This window comes from Aeromonas allosaccharophila, from assembly GCF_016026615.1.
Taxonomy (GTDB): Bacteria; Pseudomonadota; Gammaproteobacteria; order Enterobacterales; family Aeromonadaceae; genus Aeromonas; species Aeromonas allosaccharophila.
Window position 1 is genome coordinate 3,054,365 of the sequence record NZ_CP065745.1, and the last position, 19,632, is coordinate 3,073,996.

13 protein-coding genes are annotated in these 19,632 nt (G+C 59.4%); 5 read left to right on the plus strand and 8 right to left on the minus strand.

The window, feature by feature from the left end; genetic code table 11:
* Positions 1-39 precede the first annotated feature (39 nt).
* The 3 genes from I6G90_RS13880 to I6G90_RS13890 all read right to left on the minus strand — a co-directional run bounded on the left by I6G90_RS13880 (position 40) and on the right by I6G90_RS13890 (position 6,974).
* A complete protein-coding gene (locus tag I6G90_RS13880; protein ID WP_197927975.1) occupies positions 40-1,611 on the minus strand; it encodes an EAL domain-containing protein in 1,572 nt (523 codons plus the stop codon).
* 280 nt (positions 1,612-1,891) lie between these two features.
* Positions 1,892-4,489: a bifunctional aconitate hydratase 2/2-methylisocitrate dehydratase gene (gene acnB / locus I6G90_RS13885; protein WP_197927977.1), complete on the minus strand. Its 2,598-nt coding sequence runs from the start codon at positions 4,487-4,489 to the stop codon at positions 1,892-1,894.
* Positions 4,490-4,718: 229 nt separating this feature from the next.
* Positions 4,719-6,974: a patatin-like phospholipase family protein gene (locus I6G90_RS13890; protein ID WP_182939800.1), complete on the minus strand. Its 2,256-nt coding sequence runs from the start codon at positions 6,972-6,974 to the stop codon at positions 4,719-4,721.
* A 235-nt stretch (positions 6,975-7,209) separates the two neighbouring features.
* Between I6G90_RS13890 and I6G90_RS13895 the strand changes: the two genes are divergently transcribed.
* Together I6G90_RS13895 and I6G90_RS13900 are read left to right on the plus strand one after the other, a co-directional pair.
* On the plus strand, positions 7,210-9,120 hold the full coding sequence (locus I6G90_RS13895) for a methyl-accepting chemotaxis protein (RefSeq protein WP_075112924.1): 1,911 nt from the start codon (positions 7,210-7,212) through the stop codon (positions 9,118-9,120).
* Between the two features lie 144 nt (positions 9,121-9,264).
* Positions 9,265-9,444 carry a hypothetical protein gene (locus I6G90_RS13900; protein ID WP_182938382.1) on the plus strand — a complete coding sequence of 60 codons (180 nt, stop codon included), beginning with the start codon at positions 9,265-9,267 and terminating at the stop codon, positions 9,442-9,444.
* A 71-nt stretch (positions 9,445-9,515) separates the two neighbouring features.
* On the opposite strand, the gene lpdA is transcribed toward I6G90_RS13900, so the two are convergent.
* The 5 genes from lpdA to ampD all read right to left on the minus strand — a co-directional run bounded on the left by lpdA (position 9,516) and on the right by ampD (position 17,468).
* Complete coding sequence (gene lpdA, locus I6G90_RS13905; protein WP_042655690.1) at positions 9,516-10,943, minus strand: dihydrolipoyl dehydrogenase; 1,428 nt, start codon at positions 10,941-10,943, stop codon at positions 9,516-9,518.
* A 163-nt stretch (positions 10,944-11,106) separates the two neighbouring features.
* A complete protein-coding gene (gene aceF / locus I6G90_RS13910) occupies positions 11,107-12,990 on the minus strand; it encodes a pyruvate dehydrogenase complex dihydrolipoyllysine-residue acetyltransferase (protein ID WP_197927979.1) in 1,884 nt (627 codons plus the stop codon).
* A 119-nt stretch (positions 12,991-13,109) separates the two neighbouring features.
* Positions 13,110-15,770 (minus strand): pyruvate dehydrogenase (acetyl-transferring), homodimeric type, encoded by a 2,661-nt coding sequence (gene aceE / locus I6G90_RS13915; RefSeq protein WP_197927981.1) that lies wholly within the window; start codon positions 15,768-15,770, stop codon positions 13,110-13,112.
* Positions 15,771-15,849: 79 nt separating this feature from the next.
* On the minus strand, positions 15,850-16,614 hold the full coding sequence (gene pdhR, locus I6G90_RS13920) for a pyruvate dehydrogenase complex transcriptional repressor PdhR (protein WP_058053405.1): 765 nt from the start codon (positions 16,612-16,614) through the stop codon (positions 15,850-15,852).
* 278 nt (positions 16,615-16,892) lie between these two features.
* Positions 16,893-17,468 (minus strand): 1,6-anhydro-N-acetylmuramyl-L-alanine amidase AmpD, encoded by a 576-nt coding sequence (gene ampD, locus I6G90_RS13925; RefSeq protein ID WP_197927983.1) that lies wholly within the window; start codon positions 17,466-17,468, stop codon positions 16,893-16,895.
* 127 nt (positions 17,469-17,595) lie between these two features.
* Between ampD and I6G90_RS13930 the strand changes: the two genes are divergently transcribed.
* The 3 genes from I6G90_RS13930 (at position 17,596) to I6G90_RS13940 (ending at position 19,629) form a co-directional block, all read left to right on the plus strand.
* A complete protein-coding gene (locus I6G90_RS13930) occupies positions 17,596-18,066 on the plus strand; it encodes a retropepsin-like aspartic protease family protein (protein ID WP_040068932.1) in 471 nt (156 codons plus the stop codon).
* 3 nt (positions 18,067-18,069) lie between these two features.
* A complete protein-coding gene (gene nadC / locus I6G90_RS13935) occupies positions 18,070-18,933 on the plus strand; it encodes a carboxylating nicotinate-nucleotide diphosphorylase (RefSeq protein WP_197927985.1) in 864 nt (287 codons plus the stop codon).
* 315 nt (positions 18,934-19,248) lie between these two features.
* The gene (locus I6G90_RS13940; RefSeq protein WP_197927987.1) at positions 19,249-19,629 is read left to right on the plus strand and encodes a pilin; all 381 of its coding nucleotides are present in this window, start codon (positions 19,249-19,251) and stop codon (positions 19,627-19,629) included.
* Positions 19,630-19,632 lie beyond the last annotated feature (3 nt).

The following is a 19,632-nucleotide window of genomic DNA, read 5'->3' on the forward strand; positions in this document are numbered from 1 at the left end:
CGGCACAGGTCGCGATGCCGCCACAGTGGCAAGGCTGATTCAGGCTGGCTCAAGCCTCCCCTCGACTGGCGAAGCCTCCTGCGCCAGCAGCTCCTCGCAAAACTGGCGCAACGGCATTGGGCGGGCAAACAGGTAGCCCTGCAGATAATCGACCCCCTTGGCCCTGAGGTAATCAGCCTGACGTTCGGTCTCCACCCCTTCCGCCACCAGCGCCAGTCCGAGTCGGGTGGCCAGGTCGATCACGTTGTCCACGATATGTTCCGAGAGCGACTCGGTGCCGATGCGGGCGATAAAAGATTTGTCGATCTTGAGGTAATCCACATGAAACTGCTGCAAGTAAGCCAGGCTGGAGTGGCCGGTGCCGAAGTCGTCGATGGCGAGTTTAACCCCCATCTCGTCCAGCTGGCGAAACAGGGAGAGCGTCTGGGGATCGGACATCAGCAGCTCCCGCTCGGTCAGCTCCAGCACCAGAACTACCTTGCCCGGCGCAAAGTGGCCGAGGAAGGTGCGGCACTCGGCCAGCAGGGCAAAATCGTGGCAATGGGCCGCGCTGATGTTGAAGCTGATATGAAAGCCATCGGGCAACTGCGCCTGAACCCGATTCAACCTTGTAGCAACCAGCTTCATGATATGGGTGGTCATGGGGACGATCAGTCCCGACTCTTCCGCTTGCGGGATAAAGAGGTCGGGCCGGATCACCCCTTCATTGGCATGTTGCCAGCGCATCAGCACCTCTGCCCCCATCATCTTGCCATCGTGGCTGGCAATCTGCGGCTGCAGATAGGGAACAAACTCCTTGGCTCGCAGGGCACGTCGCAGCTCATCCGTCGGCGAGCCGGGGCGCCCCAGCACCCACCACACCAGCCAGGCCAGCAGCGTAGAGGTTGCGGCCAACCACAGCAGCGCCTGATGCCTGGCGTCCCACAGCGATTTCCAGTAGATCGGCATGGCATAACCGGCGTGAATGGTGAAAGGATAATGGGATGAGCCGAGGGCGAGACTGGTTCTGCGATGCAGGGTGGGCGCTTCATTGAGATAGCGACCCGACGCGTCGAGCCAGGCCGACCCCACCTGCAGATAGAGGGCGCTGGACTTGCCACTCAGAGAGAGCATGAAGCTGAGCTGGGTGCTGTCGATGGCGCTCAATGCGGCATTCCTGCCCTGTTTGGTTCGCACCACTATCAACGGGTGATTCTGCCGCACCCGATTGCCACTCATCAGCAACAGCTTATTGCCGGTATAGATCGACCTGTCATCGGCATCACTCACCGCGCCGAACAGGGAGGTACAGCTGATGATGCCGTCGCGCACCAGATTGACCGAACGCAGAAAGGGCTCGATGGCCACCTTTTTGCGCAATACCAGCAGGTTTTCGTCACAGGGCGCATTGACCAGTGGCAATACCGAGCGATTGGCCTGTTCCGCATGATCCAGCATCGCCTCCAGCAGGGTTCTGGCCTTGTGGGCCGAGGCGCTGGAGTCCGCTTTCAGATCCTGCATATAGTTGCTGTGGATGATCCAGCCGCCCGCCAGCAGTGGCAGGACGAAGACCAGCAAGGCGCCGCCGAAGCGTAACCGGGTTCGGGAAAGATCGATCCTGAACAAAAACATAAAGAACCACGCCGCAATTCGTCGGGCCAGCCAACGCAAGCACCCAGTGAACAGATATCCACTTTCCCTCGATAACGATGCCCCATCATTACCGCACATAACCGAACAACATAACCCAAAGCGTTTATAAAACGAACCACCAAGCAGGTGGTTGGATCTCTCTAGCAAGGATCGTGCAAACAATCTTCAAAAAAGACGGTGAATAACACACAAATAAATAATGCCGCGTAAATACGCGGCATTATTGGCTTCTTATCGCGCAAATCGCGCAAGAACTCCGTTAAACGGCTTGCTGCAGGATCACCGCATCGGCCTTCTTGGTGTAGGAGGCGATCTCGTTGAAGTTGAGGTAGCGGTAAGTATCTGCCGCAGTGGCATCCAGCGCCTTGGCGTACTGCAGGTACTCCGCCACGGTCGGGATCTTGCCGAGGATGGCGGCAACAGCGGCCAGCTCCGCAGAGGCCAGGTAGACGTTGGCCCCCTTGCCCAGACGGTTCGGGAAGTTACGGGTGGAGGTAGAGACCACGGAGGCCCCTTCCGCAACCCGCGCCTGGTTACCCATGCAGAGGGAACAACCCGGGATCTCGATGCGGGCACCGACGCGACCAAAGATGCCGTAGTAGCCCTCTTCGGTCAGCTGATCCTTGTCCATCTTGGTAGGCGGCGCGATCCACATGCGGGTCGGCAGCTCGCCCTGATACTTCTCGAGCAGTTTGCCGGCGGCGCGGAAGTGGCCGATGTTGGTCATGCAGGAACCGATGAACACCTCGTCGATCTTGTCGCCAGCCACGTCGCTCAGCAGACGGGCGTCGTCCGGATCGTTCGGCGCACACAGGATTGGCTCCTTGATGGTGGCCAGATCGATCTCGATGATTTCGGCGTACTCGGCATCCTTGTCCGCTTCCATCAGGGTCGGGTTGGCCAGCCACTCTTCCATCCCCTTGATGCGGCGGGTAATGGTGCGCACGTCGCCGTAACCTTCGGAGAGCATCCACTTCAGCATGACGATGTTGGACTTCAGATACTCGATGATCGGCTCTTTATCCAGCTTGATGGTGCAACCTGCGGCGGAACGCTCGGCACTAGCGTCAGCCAGCTCGAACGCCTGCTCTACCTTCAGGGTCGGCAGACCTTCGATCTCGAGGATACGGCCGGAGAAGATGTTCTTCTTGCCTGCTTTCTCGACGGTCAGCAGCCCTTTCTGGATGGCGGCGTAGGGGATGGCATGGACCAGATCACGCAAGGTGATGCCCGGTTGCAGCTCACCCTTGAAGCGCACCAGCACGGATTCCGGCATGTCCAGTGGCATCACGCCAGTAGCGGCGGCGAAAGCCACCAGACCGGAGCCCGCCGGGAAGGAGATGCCGATGGGGAAACGGGTGTGGGAGTCACCACCGGTACCCACGGTATCCGGCAGCAGCATGCGGTTCAGCCAGGAGTGGATGACGCCGTCACCCGGACGCAGAGAGACACCGCCGCGGTTCATGATGAAGTCCGGCAGGGTGTGATGGGTCTGCACGTCGATGGGCTTGGGATAGGCCGCTGTGTGGCAGAAGGACTGCATGGTCAGATCGGCGGAGAAGCCGAGACAGGCCAGATCTTTGAGCTCGTCGCGGGTCATCGGGCCCGTGGTGTCCTGGGAGCCGACCGTGGTCATCTTGGGTTCGCAGTAAGTACCCGGGCGGATGCCTTTCACGCCACACGCCTTGCCCACCATCTTCTGGGCCAAGGTGAAGCCTTTGCCGGTATCGGCCACCGGCTGCGGGCGGCGGAATACGGTGGAGAACGGCAGACCCAGCGCTTCGCGGGCCTTGTCGGTCAGGCCGCGACCAATGATCAGCGGAATACGGCCACCGGCGCGCACTTCGTCGATCAGCACGTCGGTTTTCAGTTCAAACTGCGCCAGCACCTGCTCGGTGCCGTGCTTGCAGATCTTGCCGGCAAACGGGTAGATGTCGATGACGTCACCCATTTCCAGCTTGGAAACGTCCACCTCGATGGGCAGGGCGCCGGCATCTTCCATGGTGTTGAAGAAGATAGGGGCAATCTTGCCACCCAGCACAACGCCACCGGCGCGCTTGTTCGGCACGAACGGAATGTCATCGCCCATAAACCAGAGCACCGAGTTGGTGGCAGATTTACGGGAAGAGCCGGTACCGACCACGTCACCCACGTAAGCCAGCGGGAAACCTTTCTCTTTCAGCGCATCGATGGTCTTGATGGGGCCAATGGCGCCGTCTTTGTCAGGAGTGATGCCTGGACGAGCGTTCTTCAGCATCGCCAGCGCGTGCAGCGGAATATCCGGGCGGGACCAGGCGTCCGGCGCAGGAGATAGGTCGTCGGTGTTGGTTTCGCCGGTCACCTTGAACACGGTGACGGTGATCTTCTCGGCCAGTTCAGGGCGGGAGAGGAACCACTCGGCATCGGCCCAGGATTGCATCACCTGCTTGGCGTGCGCATTGCCCGCCTTGGCCTTCTCTTCCACGTCGTGGAAGGAGTCAAACATCAGCAGGGTGTGGGAGAGGCCCTTGGCGGCAAGAGGAGCCAAAGTCGCATCGTCCAGCAGGTCGATCAGCGGTTGGATGTTGTAACCACCCTGCATGGTGCCCAGCAGCTCAACGGCTTGCGCGGCGGTCAGGATGGGAGAGTGGGCTTCGCCCTTGGCGACGGCAGTAAGGAAACCGGCTTTGACATAGGCCGCTTCATCAACACCGGGGGGAATACGGGAGGACAACAGCTCTTTCAGAAAATCTTCTTCACCAGCGGGCGGGTTCTTGAGCAGTTCGACCAGGGCGGCGACCTGCTCTGCATCCAGAGGTTTGGCAACCACGCCCTCGGCGGCACGTTCTGCGACGTGTTTACGGTATGTTTCAAGCACGACTAATTCCTCTTTGGTCTTTTTTTGGGGTTCGCCCAGGCTCGCGGCGATCGTCCTTGCGGGACACCCCGTAGGGTGCTCCCCACTATATAAGTTTTAACGACTAATTAAAATCCAAACCCTGTTCACTTATTCACCACAAAATCGTAACCAATTAAACAGACTGGTATTTTTTGAAAATTAATTGGCCAGCCACAACCATAGTTAACAAATTAGCATCAATTCGGCATTATTCGAACGTACTGCCCAATTGCAGATAAAAGACGTCATTGCCCCCCTCCGCCATGCCGTAGCCGAGGAACACCGGGCCGAGGAAGCTCTCCACCCCGACATACACAGAACCGGCGGTAAACGAGCTATCCAGACTGATATCCGCCCCCTTGTTCCAGACCCCGCCCTGCTCCAGAGATCCACCGAGATAGAGCGGCACCTTGAGGGCACCGAAGTCGTTGTCCGCCACCCGATAGATGTAGCGCAGGCCGCCAAACAGGCTGTAGCGACCGCTCAGCTGGTAGCGCTGGAAACCGGAGAGGTGGAACAGCCCCCCCAGATCCTGGATATAGAGCGGGATGCTCTCTTCACTGCCCGAGCCACCACCATCGAGGATCAGGTTGAGGCTGTGTCTGTCCCAGGACCAGGGTTTGACCATGGAGAGGCGATAGTTCCACCCCTCGCTACGGGAGGCCTGGAAGCCATCCCCATCCAGATTGACGTGGGAGTAGCCCATCTTCACATCCCATTTGACCCCCTGATAGGGGAAATAGCTGCTGTCCAGGGTGTCGTGTTCGAAGCGGGCATAGGGCCCCCATGCCGTGGCATCCCCTTGCAGCTCTTTGACGTTCTTGATCTCGATACTGCCTGTCTGCCCTTCCAGCCCCATCGACAGGCGACTCCAGGGCTGACGATTCCAGCCTACCGCCAGATCGGCGCTGAAGAAGGAGTACTCGGCATCGAGATAGGTGAACAGCGGATCGTCCGGATCCGGGTTGAAGAGGCTTCTCTGGGTCTGGTCATAGGCCAGGCTCGCCTCGCCATAGAAGGTCTGGGAGGGTTCCAGCGGGGTATAGAAGTCGGTCTTGATATGCTTGGCCGTGCCCAGTGACGCCTCGGTCAACCACTCGGCCCCCCAGTCATTGACGTTGGTGAGGGTATAGGACATGCCGACGTTGTAGTTGGAGGTGTTCTCGAAGTCGTCGGAGAAGCCGAACTGGAAGTTGAGGTAGCCCGGCCCCCAGTTCTTCTCGCTGGCATCCACCACCAGCACGTTCTCCCCGTCGCGCTCCTCCACCTCATAGGTGATGCGATCGAACGACTCCAGCGCATAGAGCCGGCGAATGCCTGCCTCCAGGCTCTCGTTGGTCTGGATCTTGTCTGGCCGCACTTTCAGCATGGCGCGCACCGTCTCGTCGGAGAGGCGCGACTTGTTGATGATCTCCACCTTGTCGATGAAGTAGGCGGGCTGACCGCTGCGCTCGGCACGGCGGCTCAGCTTCTGGTTGCGATAGGCGTTGTACTGCGCCTTGGTGAGCGATAACCGGTCGAGTTGCAGCGACGCCTTGTCCGCCGCTGCTTCACCCAACTTGATCCCCTCCGGCATCCGGGTAAAGTCGGCGATCCCCATATCGCCAAACTCGGGGGCGAGCAGGATATCCTTGGGCCCCATCAGCGCCTTCTGCTTGTCGGTGCCGACCTGGGTCATATAGGTAGTGAGTTGGTCAATCATCGCCAACCCTGACTTGAGGGATTCACGGGTGCGCAACTTGGCGCTGATATCCACCGCGATCACCACGTCGGCCCCCATCGCCTTGGCGACATCCACCGGCATGTTGTTGACGCTGCCGCCGTCCGCCAGGATGTGGCCCTCCCACTCCACCGGCTTGAGTGCGCCGGGGATCGACATGGAAGCCTGCATCGCCTTGGCCAGACTACCGTGATCCAGCACGAAAGGCGTCACCGTCTCCATGTCGGTTGCCATGGCGCGGTAGGGGATCGGCAGATCGTCGAAACTCTCCTGCACCGGCAGGTTGGAGGTAGCCCCACGCAGCAGGCTGGCCATGGATTGCCCCTGAAAGAAACCGTCCGGCAGCTGGGTAGTGTCGCCATTCACCCCGATGTCGGTACGCAGCTGATACTGCTCGTTCTGCTGCTTCTTGCGCAGCGACAGCTCGTCACGACCGACCTTGTCCTGATACCCCTTGTTCCAGTCGATGGCGAGCGTCATGCGCTCCACCTCCTCGGCACTGAGCCCCATGGCGTACATGCCCGCCACATAGGAGCCCATGCTGGTACCGACGATGATGTCGACCGGGATCCGTTTCTGCTCCAGCACCTTGAGAATGCCGATATGGGCCGACCCCTTGGCGCCGCCGCCGCTGAGCACCACCGCAATTTTCGGGCGCTCCCCTGCTGCCGCCATGGCCAGCAGCGGGCAGGCCGCCAGCATCACCAAAAGCAGACGGGTCCATCCCGCACCTAAGCTGCGCATCATATTTTCCATATTATTCAGAGGGTCAGTCACCAAGGATGGCCTCTACTATAAGGGGCCGGGCAGTTAGCGCAACCGGCAATCCGTATCCCGAATGGCCTGCACGCCGGAGGAGCGAGCCGCCGCCGCTGTGAGCGCAAACGTAATCCGCAAATAAAGGGTCACCAGCCTCATGGGCGGGGCTGCGCTGCCGCTAATATGAGAGTCGTCAATCCTCAACCTTTTGAGCACCTTTATGCTGGCAACCCTCACGCTTAAACAGAAAATACTGGCTACGGTCACCCTGGCGGTGGTCGTCTCCTGCCTGCTGGTGGGCTACTTCAGTCAACGCTCGGCCCAGCAGTTGATCGAAAACCGGATGTTCGAACAGGAGCTGCCCAACCTGACCCAACGGATCAGCAAGGAGATCGAGCAGGATCTCCACGGTATCGCCCAGGCTGCCCGCCAACTGGCCACCGACCGCTTCATTCTCGACTGGGTGGATCGGGGCATGCCCAAAGAGCAGGAGCCGATCCTCATTAACCAGCTCAAGGATGTGGCCAACCAGTACGGTCTGGTAACCGCCTCCTTCGCCGATCGCCAGAGTGCCGCCTACTACAACCAGGATGGCTTCCTGCGCAACCTGACCCCTACGCAGGATGCCTGGTTCTATGACTACACCAAGAGCCAGAAGGAGATGACCCTCAGCATCTTCCGCGAGAGCAACGGCGAGGTGAAGCTGTTCGTAAACTTCCAGCAGCTCAACGGTCGCGGGCTGGCGGGCTTTGCCAAATCCCTCGATACCATGGTGACCATGGTCGCCAACTTCCGGCTGGAAGAGAGCGGCATCGTCTTTATGGTCGATGGCAGCGGCAAGGTGAAGCTGCACCCCGAGGCCAACCGCATCGAACGCGATACGCTGGGCGGCATCGCCAGCGGTGATACCGGCAGCCTGCTGGCCAAACGCCCCTTTGCCGTTATCAACGCCGAAGTCAATGGCGAGCCTATGGTACTGGCCAGCAGCTATATCCCGTTGCTCGACTGGTATCTGGTGGCCCAGGTGCCGCAAGCCGAGATCTATGCCGAGCTGGATCAGACCCGCAACGAGATCCTGATGATCTCGCTGGTGATTGCGCTGGCCATGGGGCTGATGGGGATGCTGCTGGCTGGCTCGGTCAGCCGTCCGCTCAACGAACTGGCCCGCCTGTTCAAGGAGCTGGGCAGCGGCGATGGGGATCTCACCCAGCGCCTCAAGGTGGAGGGGCGTGACGAGCTGAGTCAGGTCGCCACCGGCTTCAACAACTTCGTCGCCAAAATCCACGGCTCCATCGAGCAGGTGGCAGAGAACTCCCGCCAGCTCGCCGACACCGCCAACGAGGTGGCCAACAAGGCGCAACTGACCCAGCACAACTGTACTGCACAGCGTGACCGCACCGTGCAGGTGGCAACGGCCATCCACGAGATGGGTGCCACGGTGAGCGAGATCGCCGGTAACGCTTCGCTGGCAGCCGAAGTAGCCAGACAGGCCAACGATCAGGCCGATGCGGGGGCTGTGGTGGTGGCGCAGGCGCGCCACGGCATCGTCGGCCTCTCCGGCGAAATTGAGCAGGTGGCCGGGGTCATAGAATCGCTGGCGAGCCAGACCGACTCCATCGGCAGCATCCTCGAAACCATCCGCAGCATCTCGGAGCAAACCAACCTGCTGGCACTGAACGCCGCCATCGAGGCCGCTCGCGCCGGTGAACAGGGTCGCGGCTTCGCCGTGGTAGCGGATGAGGTGCGCAATCTGGCCAACCGCTCCGCCGCCTCGACCGCCGAGATCCAGGGGATGATCAACCGCTTGCAGGAGCAGAGTGCCCGCGCCGTCAGCGCCATGGCGCAGGGGCGTAACCAGAGTCTGGAGGTGGTGAGCCAGGCCGATGAGGCCAACGCCGCCCTCGGCCAGATCACCGCCCACATCACCCAGATCAACGACATGAATATCCAGGTCGCCACCGCCACCGAGGAGCAGTCGAGCGTGGTTGGCGAGATCAACCGCAACGTGGAAGATATCAACCAGCTCACCATGGAGACCGCCGACATCGCCCACCAGCTGACCGAGTCCAGCCGCAGCCTGCAGCAGCTCTCCGGTCAACTCGACAAGCTGGTCGGCAACTTCCGTCTGTAGTCTGTCATCCCACTCCTGAAGACTCACCAGAGGGCGCTGCGGCGCCCTCTGTCATAGCCACGGCAAACGGTGACGCACGGCCATTGAAACGCCGTTATGCGGCTCTCGAAATGCCTCATAATCAGGGAAATATGAGGAGGAGTTATGGGCAAGCTGATCGTAATGATATTGCTGGGGGGCGTGCTCGGCGCTTGCAGCAGCGGGCCGGTACGGGTACACGGGGCGGATGTCAGCGTGGACGATACCCGGATCCGGGTCAGTGACGGCAGTGGTGGCTATGGCACCTTCTGCCCGCCGGGGCAGGCCAAGAAGGGGCGCTGCTAACCGGACTCCGAAGGCCAGATAGCAAAAAGCCGCTCATTCGAGCGGCTTTTTTATCCAAGCTGAGAAGAAAATTACTTTTTCTTCTTGGCCTTGGCGTTGGGCAGGTCGGTGATGGAGCCTTCGAACACTTCGGCAGCCAGACCCACAGACTCGTGCAGAGTCGGGTGAGCGTGGATGGTCAGCGCGATATCTTCGGCGTCAGCACCCATCTCGATGGCCAGACCGATTTCACCCAGCAGTTCACCGCCGTTGGTACCCACGATGGCACCACCGATGACGCGGCCGCTCTCCTTGTCGAAGATCAGCTTGGTCATGCCGTCGGAGCAATCAGAGGCAATGGCGCGACCGGAAGCAGCCCACGGGAAGGTGGCGACTTCAAAGTTCAGACCTTGTTGCTTGGCCTCTTTCTCGGTCAGACCGACCCATGCCATCTCTGGCTCGGTGTAGGCGATGGACGGGATCACTTTCGGGTCGAAGTAGTGCTTCTTGCCAGCGATCACTTCGGCGGCGACGTGACCTTCGTGCACACCTTTGTGCGCCAGCATCGGCTGACCCACGATGTCACCGATGGCGTGGATGTGCGCCACGTTGGTACGCAGCTGCTTGTCCACCTCGATGAAACCGCGCTCGGTCACGGCAACGCCAGCCTTCTCGGCATCCAGCATCTTGCCATTCGGCACACGGCCTACGGCAACCAGCACGTTGTCGTAACGAACCGGCTCGGCCGGGGCGTGCTTGCCTTCGTAGGAGACGTACAGGCCGTCTTCACGGGCTTCAACTGCGGTGACCTTGGTCTCCAGCATGATGTTGAATTTCTTGGCCACACGCTTGGTGTAGATCTTGACGATGTCTTTGTCGGCAGCCGGTACCAGCTGGTCGGCAAATTCCACCACGTCGATCTCGGAACCCAGAGAGGAGTAAACGGTACCCATCTCCAGACCGATGATGCCGCCACCGATAACCAGCAGTTTGCCAGGAACGGTTGTCAGCTCCAGCGCATCGGTAGAGTCCCATACGCGCGGGTCATCGTGGGGGATGAACGGCAGCTTCACCGGACGGGAACCGGCAGCGATGATGGCGTTGTCGAAGGTCACGGTGGTCTTGCCTTCTTCGCCGGTCACTTCCAGGGTGTTCGGGCCGGTAAATTTACCGAAGCCGTTAACAACCTGAACCTTACGCATCTTGGCCATGCCAGCCAGACCGCCGGTCAGCTGGTTGATGACCTTCTCTTTCCACAGACGGATCTTGTCGATGTCGGTCTTGGGTTCGCCGAAGACGATGCCGTGCTCGGCCAGCGCCTTGGCTTCTTCAATCACTTTGGCGACGTGCAGCAGCGCCTTGGAGGGGATGCAGCCCACGTTCAGGCAGACGCCACCCAGGGTGGAGTAACGCTCGACGATAATAGTATCCAGACCCAGATCGGCTGCACGGAAAGCAGCGGAATAACCGGCAGGGCCAGCACCCAGTACTACGACCTGGGTTTTGATTTCTTTACTCATCATGACCTCTTTGTCGTTCTTATATCCCCGGACAGCGCAGTCTTATGCCTTCTTTTCGTTGTAAAACAAGAGGCCGCTGCAGCCGTGAAAAAACGGGGCAAGTTTACGATCATGTTAATGAAATGAGAAGTAAAAAGGGCAGGCTCTGGGCCCGCCCTCTCACTTACAGGACCAGTCGACGAATGTCGGACAGCACGCCGTTCATGGTGGTGATGAAGCGAGCTCCATCGGCACCATCGATCACGCGGTGGTCGTAGCTCAGAGCCAGCGGCAGCATCAGGCGCGGCGCGAACTCTTTGCCGTTCCACTTCGGCTTCATCTCGGATTTGGAGACACCGAGGATAGCCACTTCCGGCGCGTTGACGATCGGGGTAAAGCTGGTACCGCCGATGCCACCCAGGCTGGAGATGGTGAAGCAACCGCCCTGCATGTCGGCAGCGGTCAGCTTGCCGGCACGAGCCTTCTTGGAGATCTCGGCCAGATCGCGAGACAGCTCCATGATGCCCTTCTTGTTAACATCGCGCACCACGGGCACAACCAGACCGTTGGGGGTATCAACCGCCACACCGATGTGGATGTACTTCTTCATGATCAGCTTGCTGCCATCTTCGGACAGGGAGCTGCAGAAGCGCGGGTGAGCTTCCAGCGCCTTGGCGGCGGCTTTCAGGATGAACACCAGCGGGGTGATCTTCACGTCTGCCTTCTGCTTCTCGAGCATCGCATTCTGCTCTTTGCGGAACGCTTCCAGCTCGGTGGTATCGGCTTCGTCGAACTGGGTGACATGAGGGATCATGACCCAGTTGCGGTGCAGGTTCGGCCCAGAGATCTTCTGGATGCGGGTCAGCTCGACCTCTTCCACATCACCGAACTTGCTGAAGTCTACTTTCGGCCACGGCAGTACGCCCAGACCGTTGCCACCGGCCACGCCGGCAGAGGCAGGAGCGGACTCGGCACGCTTGATGGCATCCTTCACGTAGGCTTGTACGTCTTCTTTGACGATACGGCCCTTGCGACCGGAGGCTTTCACCTTGGCCAGGTTGACGCCGAACTCGCGCGCCAGACGGCGTACCGCCGGAGAGGCGTGTACGTAAGCGTCGTTGGCAACGAAATCGGAAGAGGCTGCAGCCTGAGCAACCGGAGCCGGAGCAGCAGCAACGGGTGCAGCAGCGACCGGAGCGGCAGCTTGAGCAACCGGCGCGGCGACAGGCGCAGCGCCAGCCACTTCGAACACCATGATCAGGGAACCGGTGGAGACCTTGTCACCCGCCTTCACCTTGATCTCTTTGACCACACCGGCGAACGGCGCAGGCACTTCCATGGAGGCCTTGTCACCTTCCACGGCGATCAGGGACTGGTCGGCTTCAACCTTGTCACCAACAGCAACCATGATCTCGGTGACTTCGACTTCATCGCCACCGATATCCGGTACGTTGACGTCTTTCGCGCCAGCAGCAACCGGGGCGGCGGCAGGAGCTGCAGCCTGAGCCGGTGCAGCAGCAACGGCAGGAGCCGCGCCAGCCACTTCAAATACCATTACCAGAGAGCCGGTAGAAACCTTGGCGCCAGCGGCAACCTTGATCTCGACCACGCGACCGGCAAACGGCGCAGGCACTTCCATGGAGGCCTTGTCACCTTCCACGGCGATGATGGATTGGTCGGCTTCAACCATGTCGCCCACGGCAACCATGATCTCGGTGACTTCAACTTCGTCACCACCGATGTCCGGTACATTGACATCTTTGCGAGCGGCAGCGACCGGTGCGGCAGCCGGAGCTGCAGCAACAGGAGCGGCCACTTCTGCAGGTGCAGCAGCGCCTTGCGCTTCAAAGATCATGATCTGGGAACCGGTGGCAACCTTGTCACCTACCTTGATCAGGATCTCTTTGACGATACCGGCGGACGGGGCCGGTACTTCCATGGAGGCCTTGTCGCCTTCTACCGCGATGATGGACTGGTCCAGCTCGACCTTGTCACCCACGGCCACCATGATCTCGGTGACTTCAACTTCATCGGCGCCGATATCCGGCACCATAATCTGTTTGGACATTGTGCTTTATCCTCTTGCGTCGATCCGCGTAACTGGCTGATGCCGCCACGCACATCTCGCGTTAACCGTTTTAAACCCTGGCAGGGTCGCGCCGCATGACGGCGCGCCCCTTGATCCACTTACGCGTACAGCGGGTTGATCTTGTCGGCATCGATGCCGTACTTGGCGATGGCATCGGCCACAACCTGCTTGTCGATCTCGCCGCGCTTGGCCAGCTCGGTCAGGGCAGCAACCACCACGTAGAACTCGTTCACTTCGAAGTGACGACGCAGGTTGGCACGGCTGTCGGAACGGCCGTAACCGTCGGTACCCAGCACGCGGTAGTTCTCGGTCGGAACGAAGGCGCGAACCTGGTCGGCGAAGGACTTCATGTAGTCGGTCGCAGCGATGGTGGCTTCGGAACCCAGTACCTGAGCGATGTACGGTACGCGAGCTTCGGCGGTCGGGTGCAGCATGTTCCAGCGATCCGCATCCTGACCATCACGAGCCAGCTCGTTGAAGGAGGTGACGCTGAACACGTCGGAGCCCACGCCATATTCGCTTGCCAGGATCTGGGCAGCAGTGCGCACGTGACCCAGGATGGAACCACAACCCAGCAGCTGCACTTTCGCCTTGGCACCGGCGACGGATTCCAGCTTGTAGATACCCTTGCGGATGCCTTCCTCGGCGCCTTCCGGCATGGCCGGCATGGCGTAGTTCTCGTTCAGGGTGGTGATGTAGTAGAACACGTTCTCCGGGTTCTCACCGTACATGCGGCGCAGGCCGTCCTGTACGATCACCGCCACTTCATAGGCGTAGGACGGGTCGTAGGAGATGCAGTTCGGGATGGTGCCGGCCAGGATGTGGCTGTGACCATCTTCGTGCTGCAAGCCCTCTCCGTTAAGAGTGGTACGACCGGAGGTTGCACCCAGCAGGAAGCCACGGGCTTGCTGGTCACCGGCTGCCCACGCCATGTCGCCGATCCGCTGGAAGCCGAACATGGAGTAGTAGATGTAGAACGGGATCATCGGGCAGTCGTTGGTGCTGTAAGAGGTCGCAGCAGCCAGCCAGGAGGACATGGCGCCCAGCTCGTTGATACCGTCTTGCAGAACCTGACCCTGCTTGTCTTCCTTGTAGTAGGAGACGATGTCGCGGTCTTGCGGAGTGTATTGCTGACCGTGCGGGCTGTAGATACCGATCTGGCGGAACAGACCTTCCATACCGAAGGTACGGGCTTCGTCAGCCAGGATCGGCACAATGCGCTTGCCGATGGACTTGTCTTTCAGCATCACGTTCAGGGAACGCACGAACGCCATGGTGGTGGAGATTTCGCGCGCCTGCTCACCCAACAGCGGGCCGAAGGCATCCAGCGCCGGGATTTCCAGCTTGGTGGTGCTTTCGCGCAGACGGGTCGGCAGATAGCCTTTCAGGGCAGCGCGACGGTCGTGCAGGTATTTGTGCTCGGCAGAACCGGCTTCGATCTTCAGGTAAGGCAGATCGGCCAGCTGCTCGTCGGCCACCGGCAGGTTGAAGCGGTCACGCAGGTGACGCACGGAGTCCAGCTCCATCTTCTTGACCTGGTGAGCGATGTTCTTGCCTTCAGCCGCTTCACCCATGCCGTAACCCTTGATGGTCTTGGCCAGAATAACAGTCGGCTTGCCCTTGGTCTGGGTCGCCTTGTTGAACGCAGCGAACAGTTTGCGGGGATCGTGACCGCCGCGGTTCAGAGCGAAAATTTCCTCGTCGGTCATATCTTTGACCAGCGCGGCAGTTTCCGGATAACGGTTGAAGAAGTGCTCGCGGATGTAGCCACCGTCGCGGGACTTCATGGTCTGGTAGTCACCATCCACGGTCTCGTTCATCAGCTGGATCAGCTTGCCGGAAGTGTCTTTCTTCAGCAGCTCATCCCACTTGCGACCCCAGATGACCTTGGTGACATCCCAACCGGCGCCAGCGAACAGGCCTTCCAGCTCGTTGATGACCTTGCCGTTACCGACAACCGGACCATCCAGACGCTGCAGGTTGCAGTTGACCACGAACACCAGATTGTCGAGCTTTTCACGCACGGCAACGGTCAGGGCGCCTTTGGCTTCCGGCTCATCCATCTCGCCGTCACCCAGGAAGGCGTAAACGGTCTGCTCGGAGCAATCCTTGATACCACGGTCGGTCAGGTACTTCAGGAAGCGAGCCTGATAGATGGCGGCGATGGGGCCCAGCCCCATGGATACGGTCGGGAACTGCCAGAAGTCCGGCATCAGTTTCGGGTGCGGATAGGAAGGGATACCCTTGCCGTCCACTTCCTGACGGAAGTTGTCCAGCTGCTCTTCGGTCAGACGACCTTCAGCGAAGGCGCGAGCATAGATGCCCGGGGAGATGTGACCCTGGAAGTAAACCAGGTCACCACCATCCTTCTCGTTGCGAGCACGGAAGAAGTGGTTGAAGCAGACATCATAGATGGTCGCAGAAGAAGCGAAGGAAGACATGTGACCACCCAGGTCCAGGTCTTTCTTGGACGCGCGCAGCACGATCATCATGGCGTTCCAGCGGATGATGGCGCGAATGCGGCGCTCCATCTCCAGGTCGCCCGGGTAGTCCGGCTCGTCGCTGGACGGGATGGTGTTGATGTAATCGCGATTTGCCTTGGCAGCCACGTCCACACCGCTTACACGGGCTTTCTCGGCCAACTGTTCAAGGATGAACTGAGCGCGTTGCGGACCCTCTTCACGCAGCAGGGATTCCAGAGAGGCAAGCCACTCCAGCGTTTCTATCGGGTCCACATCGTTCTTCAGGATATCAGACATGGCTGGTTCCTATTTTGTTGTGATTGCACGGCATTGCACGGCAAAAGGCGCAAGCATTCGACAATAAAGCCTTGTGGGATTAGTTTTCCTGCTGACGGATCCGACGCATGGATCGCTGGATCCGGCTGTCTTCCCTCTGCATATCCAACAAGGTGTCCTCGATAAAGGCCAGATGCTCATGACAAGCTGTTCTGGCCCGCTCCGGAGCCCCCGAAAGAATAGCCTCGATCAGATTCGCGCGATGGCGACGTATCTTGGCTACCACTCCCGGGCGGCGATTCAAAATCTCGTTATTCTGCAGAATGTTCTGCTCGAGCATCGGGCTCATGGCCCGCAGCAGGTGCAGCAGCACCACGTTGTGGGACGCCTCGGCCACCGCCAGATAGAACTGGGTCACGGCTGCCGATTCGGCCACCAGCGAGCCCGACTGGCCCGCCTCTTCGATGGCGGTTTGCACCTGACGAATGCGCTCGAAATCAGACCCGGTTCCCCGCAAGGCCGCGTAGTAGGCACAGATGCCTTCCAGCGCATGGCGAAACTCCAGCAGGTCATACCGGGCTTCCGGGTGGGTACTGAGCAGTTCGAACAGGGGATCGGCCATCCCCTTGCTCAGGGCATTCTGCACGTAAGTGCCGCCGCCCTGACGGCGATAAAGCAACCCGCGCGCTTCCAGCCGCTGGATGGCTTCGCGCAGCGAGGGGCGCGATACCTGAAACTGGATGGCGAGTTCCCGCTCGGGAGGCAATTTCTGCCCCGGCTGCAGGCTGCCTTCCAGAATCATCTGTTCCAGCTCGGCGACAATGGAGTCGGCCAACTTGGGTTGCGTAATCTTGCGATAGGGCATGAGGCTACTTTGTTAAATTGGTATTACCAATTTCATGGATGGGGCGAAAATTAGCAGAGCCCTTTTGAAAAGTCCACCCAAAAGATGATCTGAGTCAAGAATCACCCCCACCACTTAAGGGGTAAAACAGGGCAAACATGATTTAGCTCATAGAAAATGGTCTGACCAATATTCTTGACGGCGCTCACAAATAACATTTGCGCAACCAGAGACGAAAATGGCCTGCCAGATCGGCAAGCCATTGATTTTAAAATCCAAACTAAATTTGAATAATTACTTTAGCTGTTTAGCAGCTGCCGGTAGTAATCCCACTGAAAACTGGCTCCGGGATCCGTCTTGCGCCCTGGTGCGATGTCACAATGGCCGACAATTTTTTCATGGGTGATAGCCGGATAGCGCTCTGAGATGGCTCGGGTGAGCCCCGCCAGCGCCCGGTACTGGGCCTCGGTATAAGGGGTCTCGTCAGTCCCTTCCAGCTCGATACCGATGGAGAAGTCATTGCACGCCTCCCTCCCCTGCCAGCTCGATACTCCCGCATGCCAGGCGCGCGCGCCGAACGGCACATACTGCACCAGCTCGCCATCACGGCGGATCAGGCAGTGGGCCGAGACCCGCAACTGATGAATACCGGCAAAATAGGGGTGAGCCTCGGGGTCGAGCCGCCCCATAAAGAGATCATCGATAAAGGGGCCACCAAACTCCCCCGGCGGCAGGCTGATGCCATGCACCACCAGCAGGGAGATATCGCCCGGCGCGGCCCGTTCGTTGTGATGGGGGGAAGGCACCCGACGCGCCTGCTGGCACCAGCCAGCGGCATCGATAGAAAAGCAAGGTTGCGAAGCGAGTTGAGTCATCGGCTACTCGAGTTGGCTGATTAATGGCGAAAAGATGAGATGTGATGGACAAGCCAGCACCAACTCACTGAATCAACGGGAAATGGTATGTTAGGCTGAGTCATCTTTCGCTCGATATGGATGGGGTATGCAGCACACGGCACGCTGGATGTGGTTACTGGCCTGGCTCTCTCTGATGGGCCTGCTGACCCTCTATTTTCACTCCCGCAACCAGCCGAGCGTCACCGCCAGCGGCGAGCTGTTGCTGCGGGCCGACCAGAGCGGCCACTATCGTCTGGAGGGTGCCATCAACGGTCAGCCGGTGCAACTGCTGCTCGATACCGGCGCCACCCGCATCACCATCCCGCAGCAGGTTGCCGAGCGGCTCGGCCTGACCGCTCATGGCAGCAGCCAGGTCAATACCGCCGCGGGGCAGATCCGGGTCGGCAACGGCACCATCGAAACGCTGGCGATGGGGCCATTGACCTTGTACGATCTGGCCATCTTTATCAATCCGGCGGCAGACGGTGACGAAGTGCTGGTTGGCATGAACGCCCTCGGTCGGCTGGAGCTGGTTCAAAAGGAGCGGCAGTTGCTGCTCAGACCCTTGCAGGAATAAGGCATGTTTCAACAGGATGTCAGCCGCGCCGTGCGCGCCGCACTACTCGAAGATCTGGGCGATGCCCTCACCACGCTGGACCAACCGGACGCCAGCGCCGATATCACCGCCCAGCTGATCCCGGCCGATCGGATTGCCAGCGCCCGGGTTATCACCCGCGAAGCCGGTGTATTCTGCGGCCAGCCCTGGGTGGATGAAGTGTTCACCCAGCTGGGCGGCGACGTGAAGGTGGAGTGGAAGGTGCAGGATGGGGAAGTGCTCTCCCCCAATCAGGAGCTGTTCCGCCTCCATGGCCCTGCCCGCTTGCTGCTGACCGGCGAACGCAATGCGCTGAACTTTGTCCAGACCCTCTCCGGCGTTGCCACCCTCACCGCCCGTTATGTGGCAGAACTGGAAGGCACCGACTGCCGTCTGCTCGACACCCGCAAGACCGTCCCCGGGCTGCGCACGGCCCAGAAGTACGCGGTCACCTGCGGCGGCGGCAAGAATCACCGCATCGGCCTCTATGACGCCTACCTCATCAAAGAGAACCACATCCTCGCCTGCGGCGGCATCGCCGAGGCGATTAATGAGGCTCGTCATCTCAATCCGGGCAAGCCGGTCGAGGTGGAGGTCGAATCGCTGGCAGAGCTTGAGCAGGCGCTGGCGGCACAGGCCGATATCGTGATGCTGGATAACTTCGACGTGACCATGATGCGGGAAGCCGTCGCAATCAATCAGGGCCGTGCCAAGCTGGAAGTCTCCGGCAATGTGACGCTGGACACCCTGGCTGAATTTGCCGCCACCGGTGTCGACTTTATCTCTGTCGGGGCGCTCACCAAACATGTGCGGGCGCTCGATCTCTCCATGCGTTTTATCCAGCAGTGAGATTCCCCCCACAGGCTTGAGCAAACACTCGATATAACCGGATAAACAACTTGCAAAAGGCGCCATAGGCGCCTTTTCTTTAAGCAGGATCCCTCGGCAAAGGAGTGTGATGACGGACCCGCTTCCCCCCATGAAAAAGAGTCGTTAGAAGCCTCTTATTTTATGATTTATATCATGTTTTTGATAAATGATAGAAAAGTGGTTAACAAAGACAGCAATCTCTGTTGCCACCCCTGACAGCTCGGATAAGATACTGACGTGCGGATGGTTTTCTACCGGCACTTCCCAGGAACCAAGGATAAAAGGACATTTGAAATGAAGAAACAATCGGGTTTTACCCTTATTGAACTGATGATCGTGGTCGCGATCGTGGCTATTCTGGCGGCGGTGGCACTGCCGGCGTATCAGAGTTACACCCTAAAAGCGAAGGCTACCGAATTAACCACTGCAATGGGGCAGGTCAAAACAGAGTTGGAAATATGCTCTCAAACAAGCACACTTCCATGCAGCGCGTCAGGTGCAGCTTCAACATATGTCACGAGCGTAGCTGGCTCAATTACCAGCGCAGGGACAGCAACAGTGACTGGAACCGGCACCGCGGCTATCAATAACATGGTATGTTCTCTTTCTGGCACCAGAGACGCTAATAACGGCAAAGTTTCGTGGGGTTCCATCTCAGGGGCAAATTGCTCCTAATTT

Coding starts and splice junctions, on each gene's coding strand:
- I6G90_RS13940 (WP_197927987.1), top strand. CDS start 19,249: ATGAAGAAACAATCGGGTTTTACCCTTATTGAACTGATGATCGTGGTC.
- aceE (WP_197927981.1), bottom strand. CDS start 15,770: ATGTCTGATATCCTGAAGAACGATGTGGACCCGATAGAAACGCTGGAG.
- pdhR (WP_058053405.1), bottom strand. CDS start 16,614: ATGCCCTATCGCAAGATTACGCAACCCAAGTTGGCCGACTCCATTGTC.
- I6G90_RS13895 (WP_075112924.1), top strand. CDS start 7,210: ATGCTGGCAACCCTCACGCTTAAACAGAAAATACTGGCTACGGTCACC.
- ampD (WP_197927983.1), bottom strand. CDS start 17,468: ATGACTCAACTCGCTTCGCAACCTTGCTTTTCTATCGATGCCGCTGGC.
- nadC (WP_197927985.1), top strand. CDS start 18,070: ATGTTTCAACAGGATGTCAGCCGCGCCGTGCGCGCCGCACTACTCGAA.
- I6G90_RS13890 (WP_182939800.1), bottom strand. CDS start 6,974: ATGCGCAGCTTAGGTGCGGGATGGACCCGTCTGCTTTTGGTGATGCTG.
- I6G90_RS13930 (WP_040068932.1), top strand. CDS start 17,596: ATGCAGCACACGGCACGCTGGATGTGGTTACTGGCCTGGCTCTCTCTG.
- I6G90_RS13900 (WP_182938382.1), top strand. CDS start 9,265: ATGGGCAAGCTGATCGTAATGATATTGCTGGGGGGCGTGCTCGGCGCT.
- aceF (WP_197927979.1), bottom strand. CDS start 12,990: ATGTCCAAACAGATTATGGTGCCGGATATCGGCGCCGATGAAGTTGAA.
- lpdA (WP_042655690.1), bottom strand. CDS start 10,943: ATGAGTAAAGAAATCAAAACCCAGGTCGTAGTACTGGGTGCTGGCCCT.
- I6G90_RS13880 (WP_197927975.1), bottom strand. CDS start 1,611: ATGTTTTTGTTCAGGATCGATCTTTCCCGAACCCGGTTACGCTTCGGC.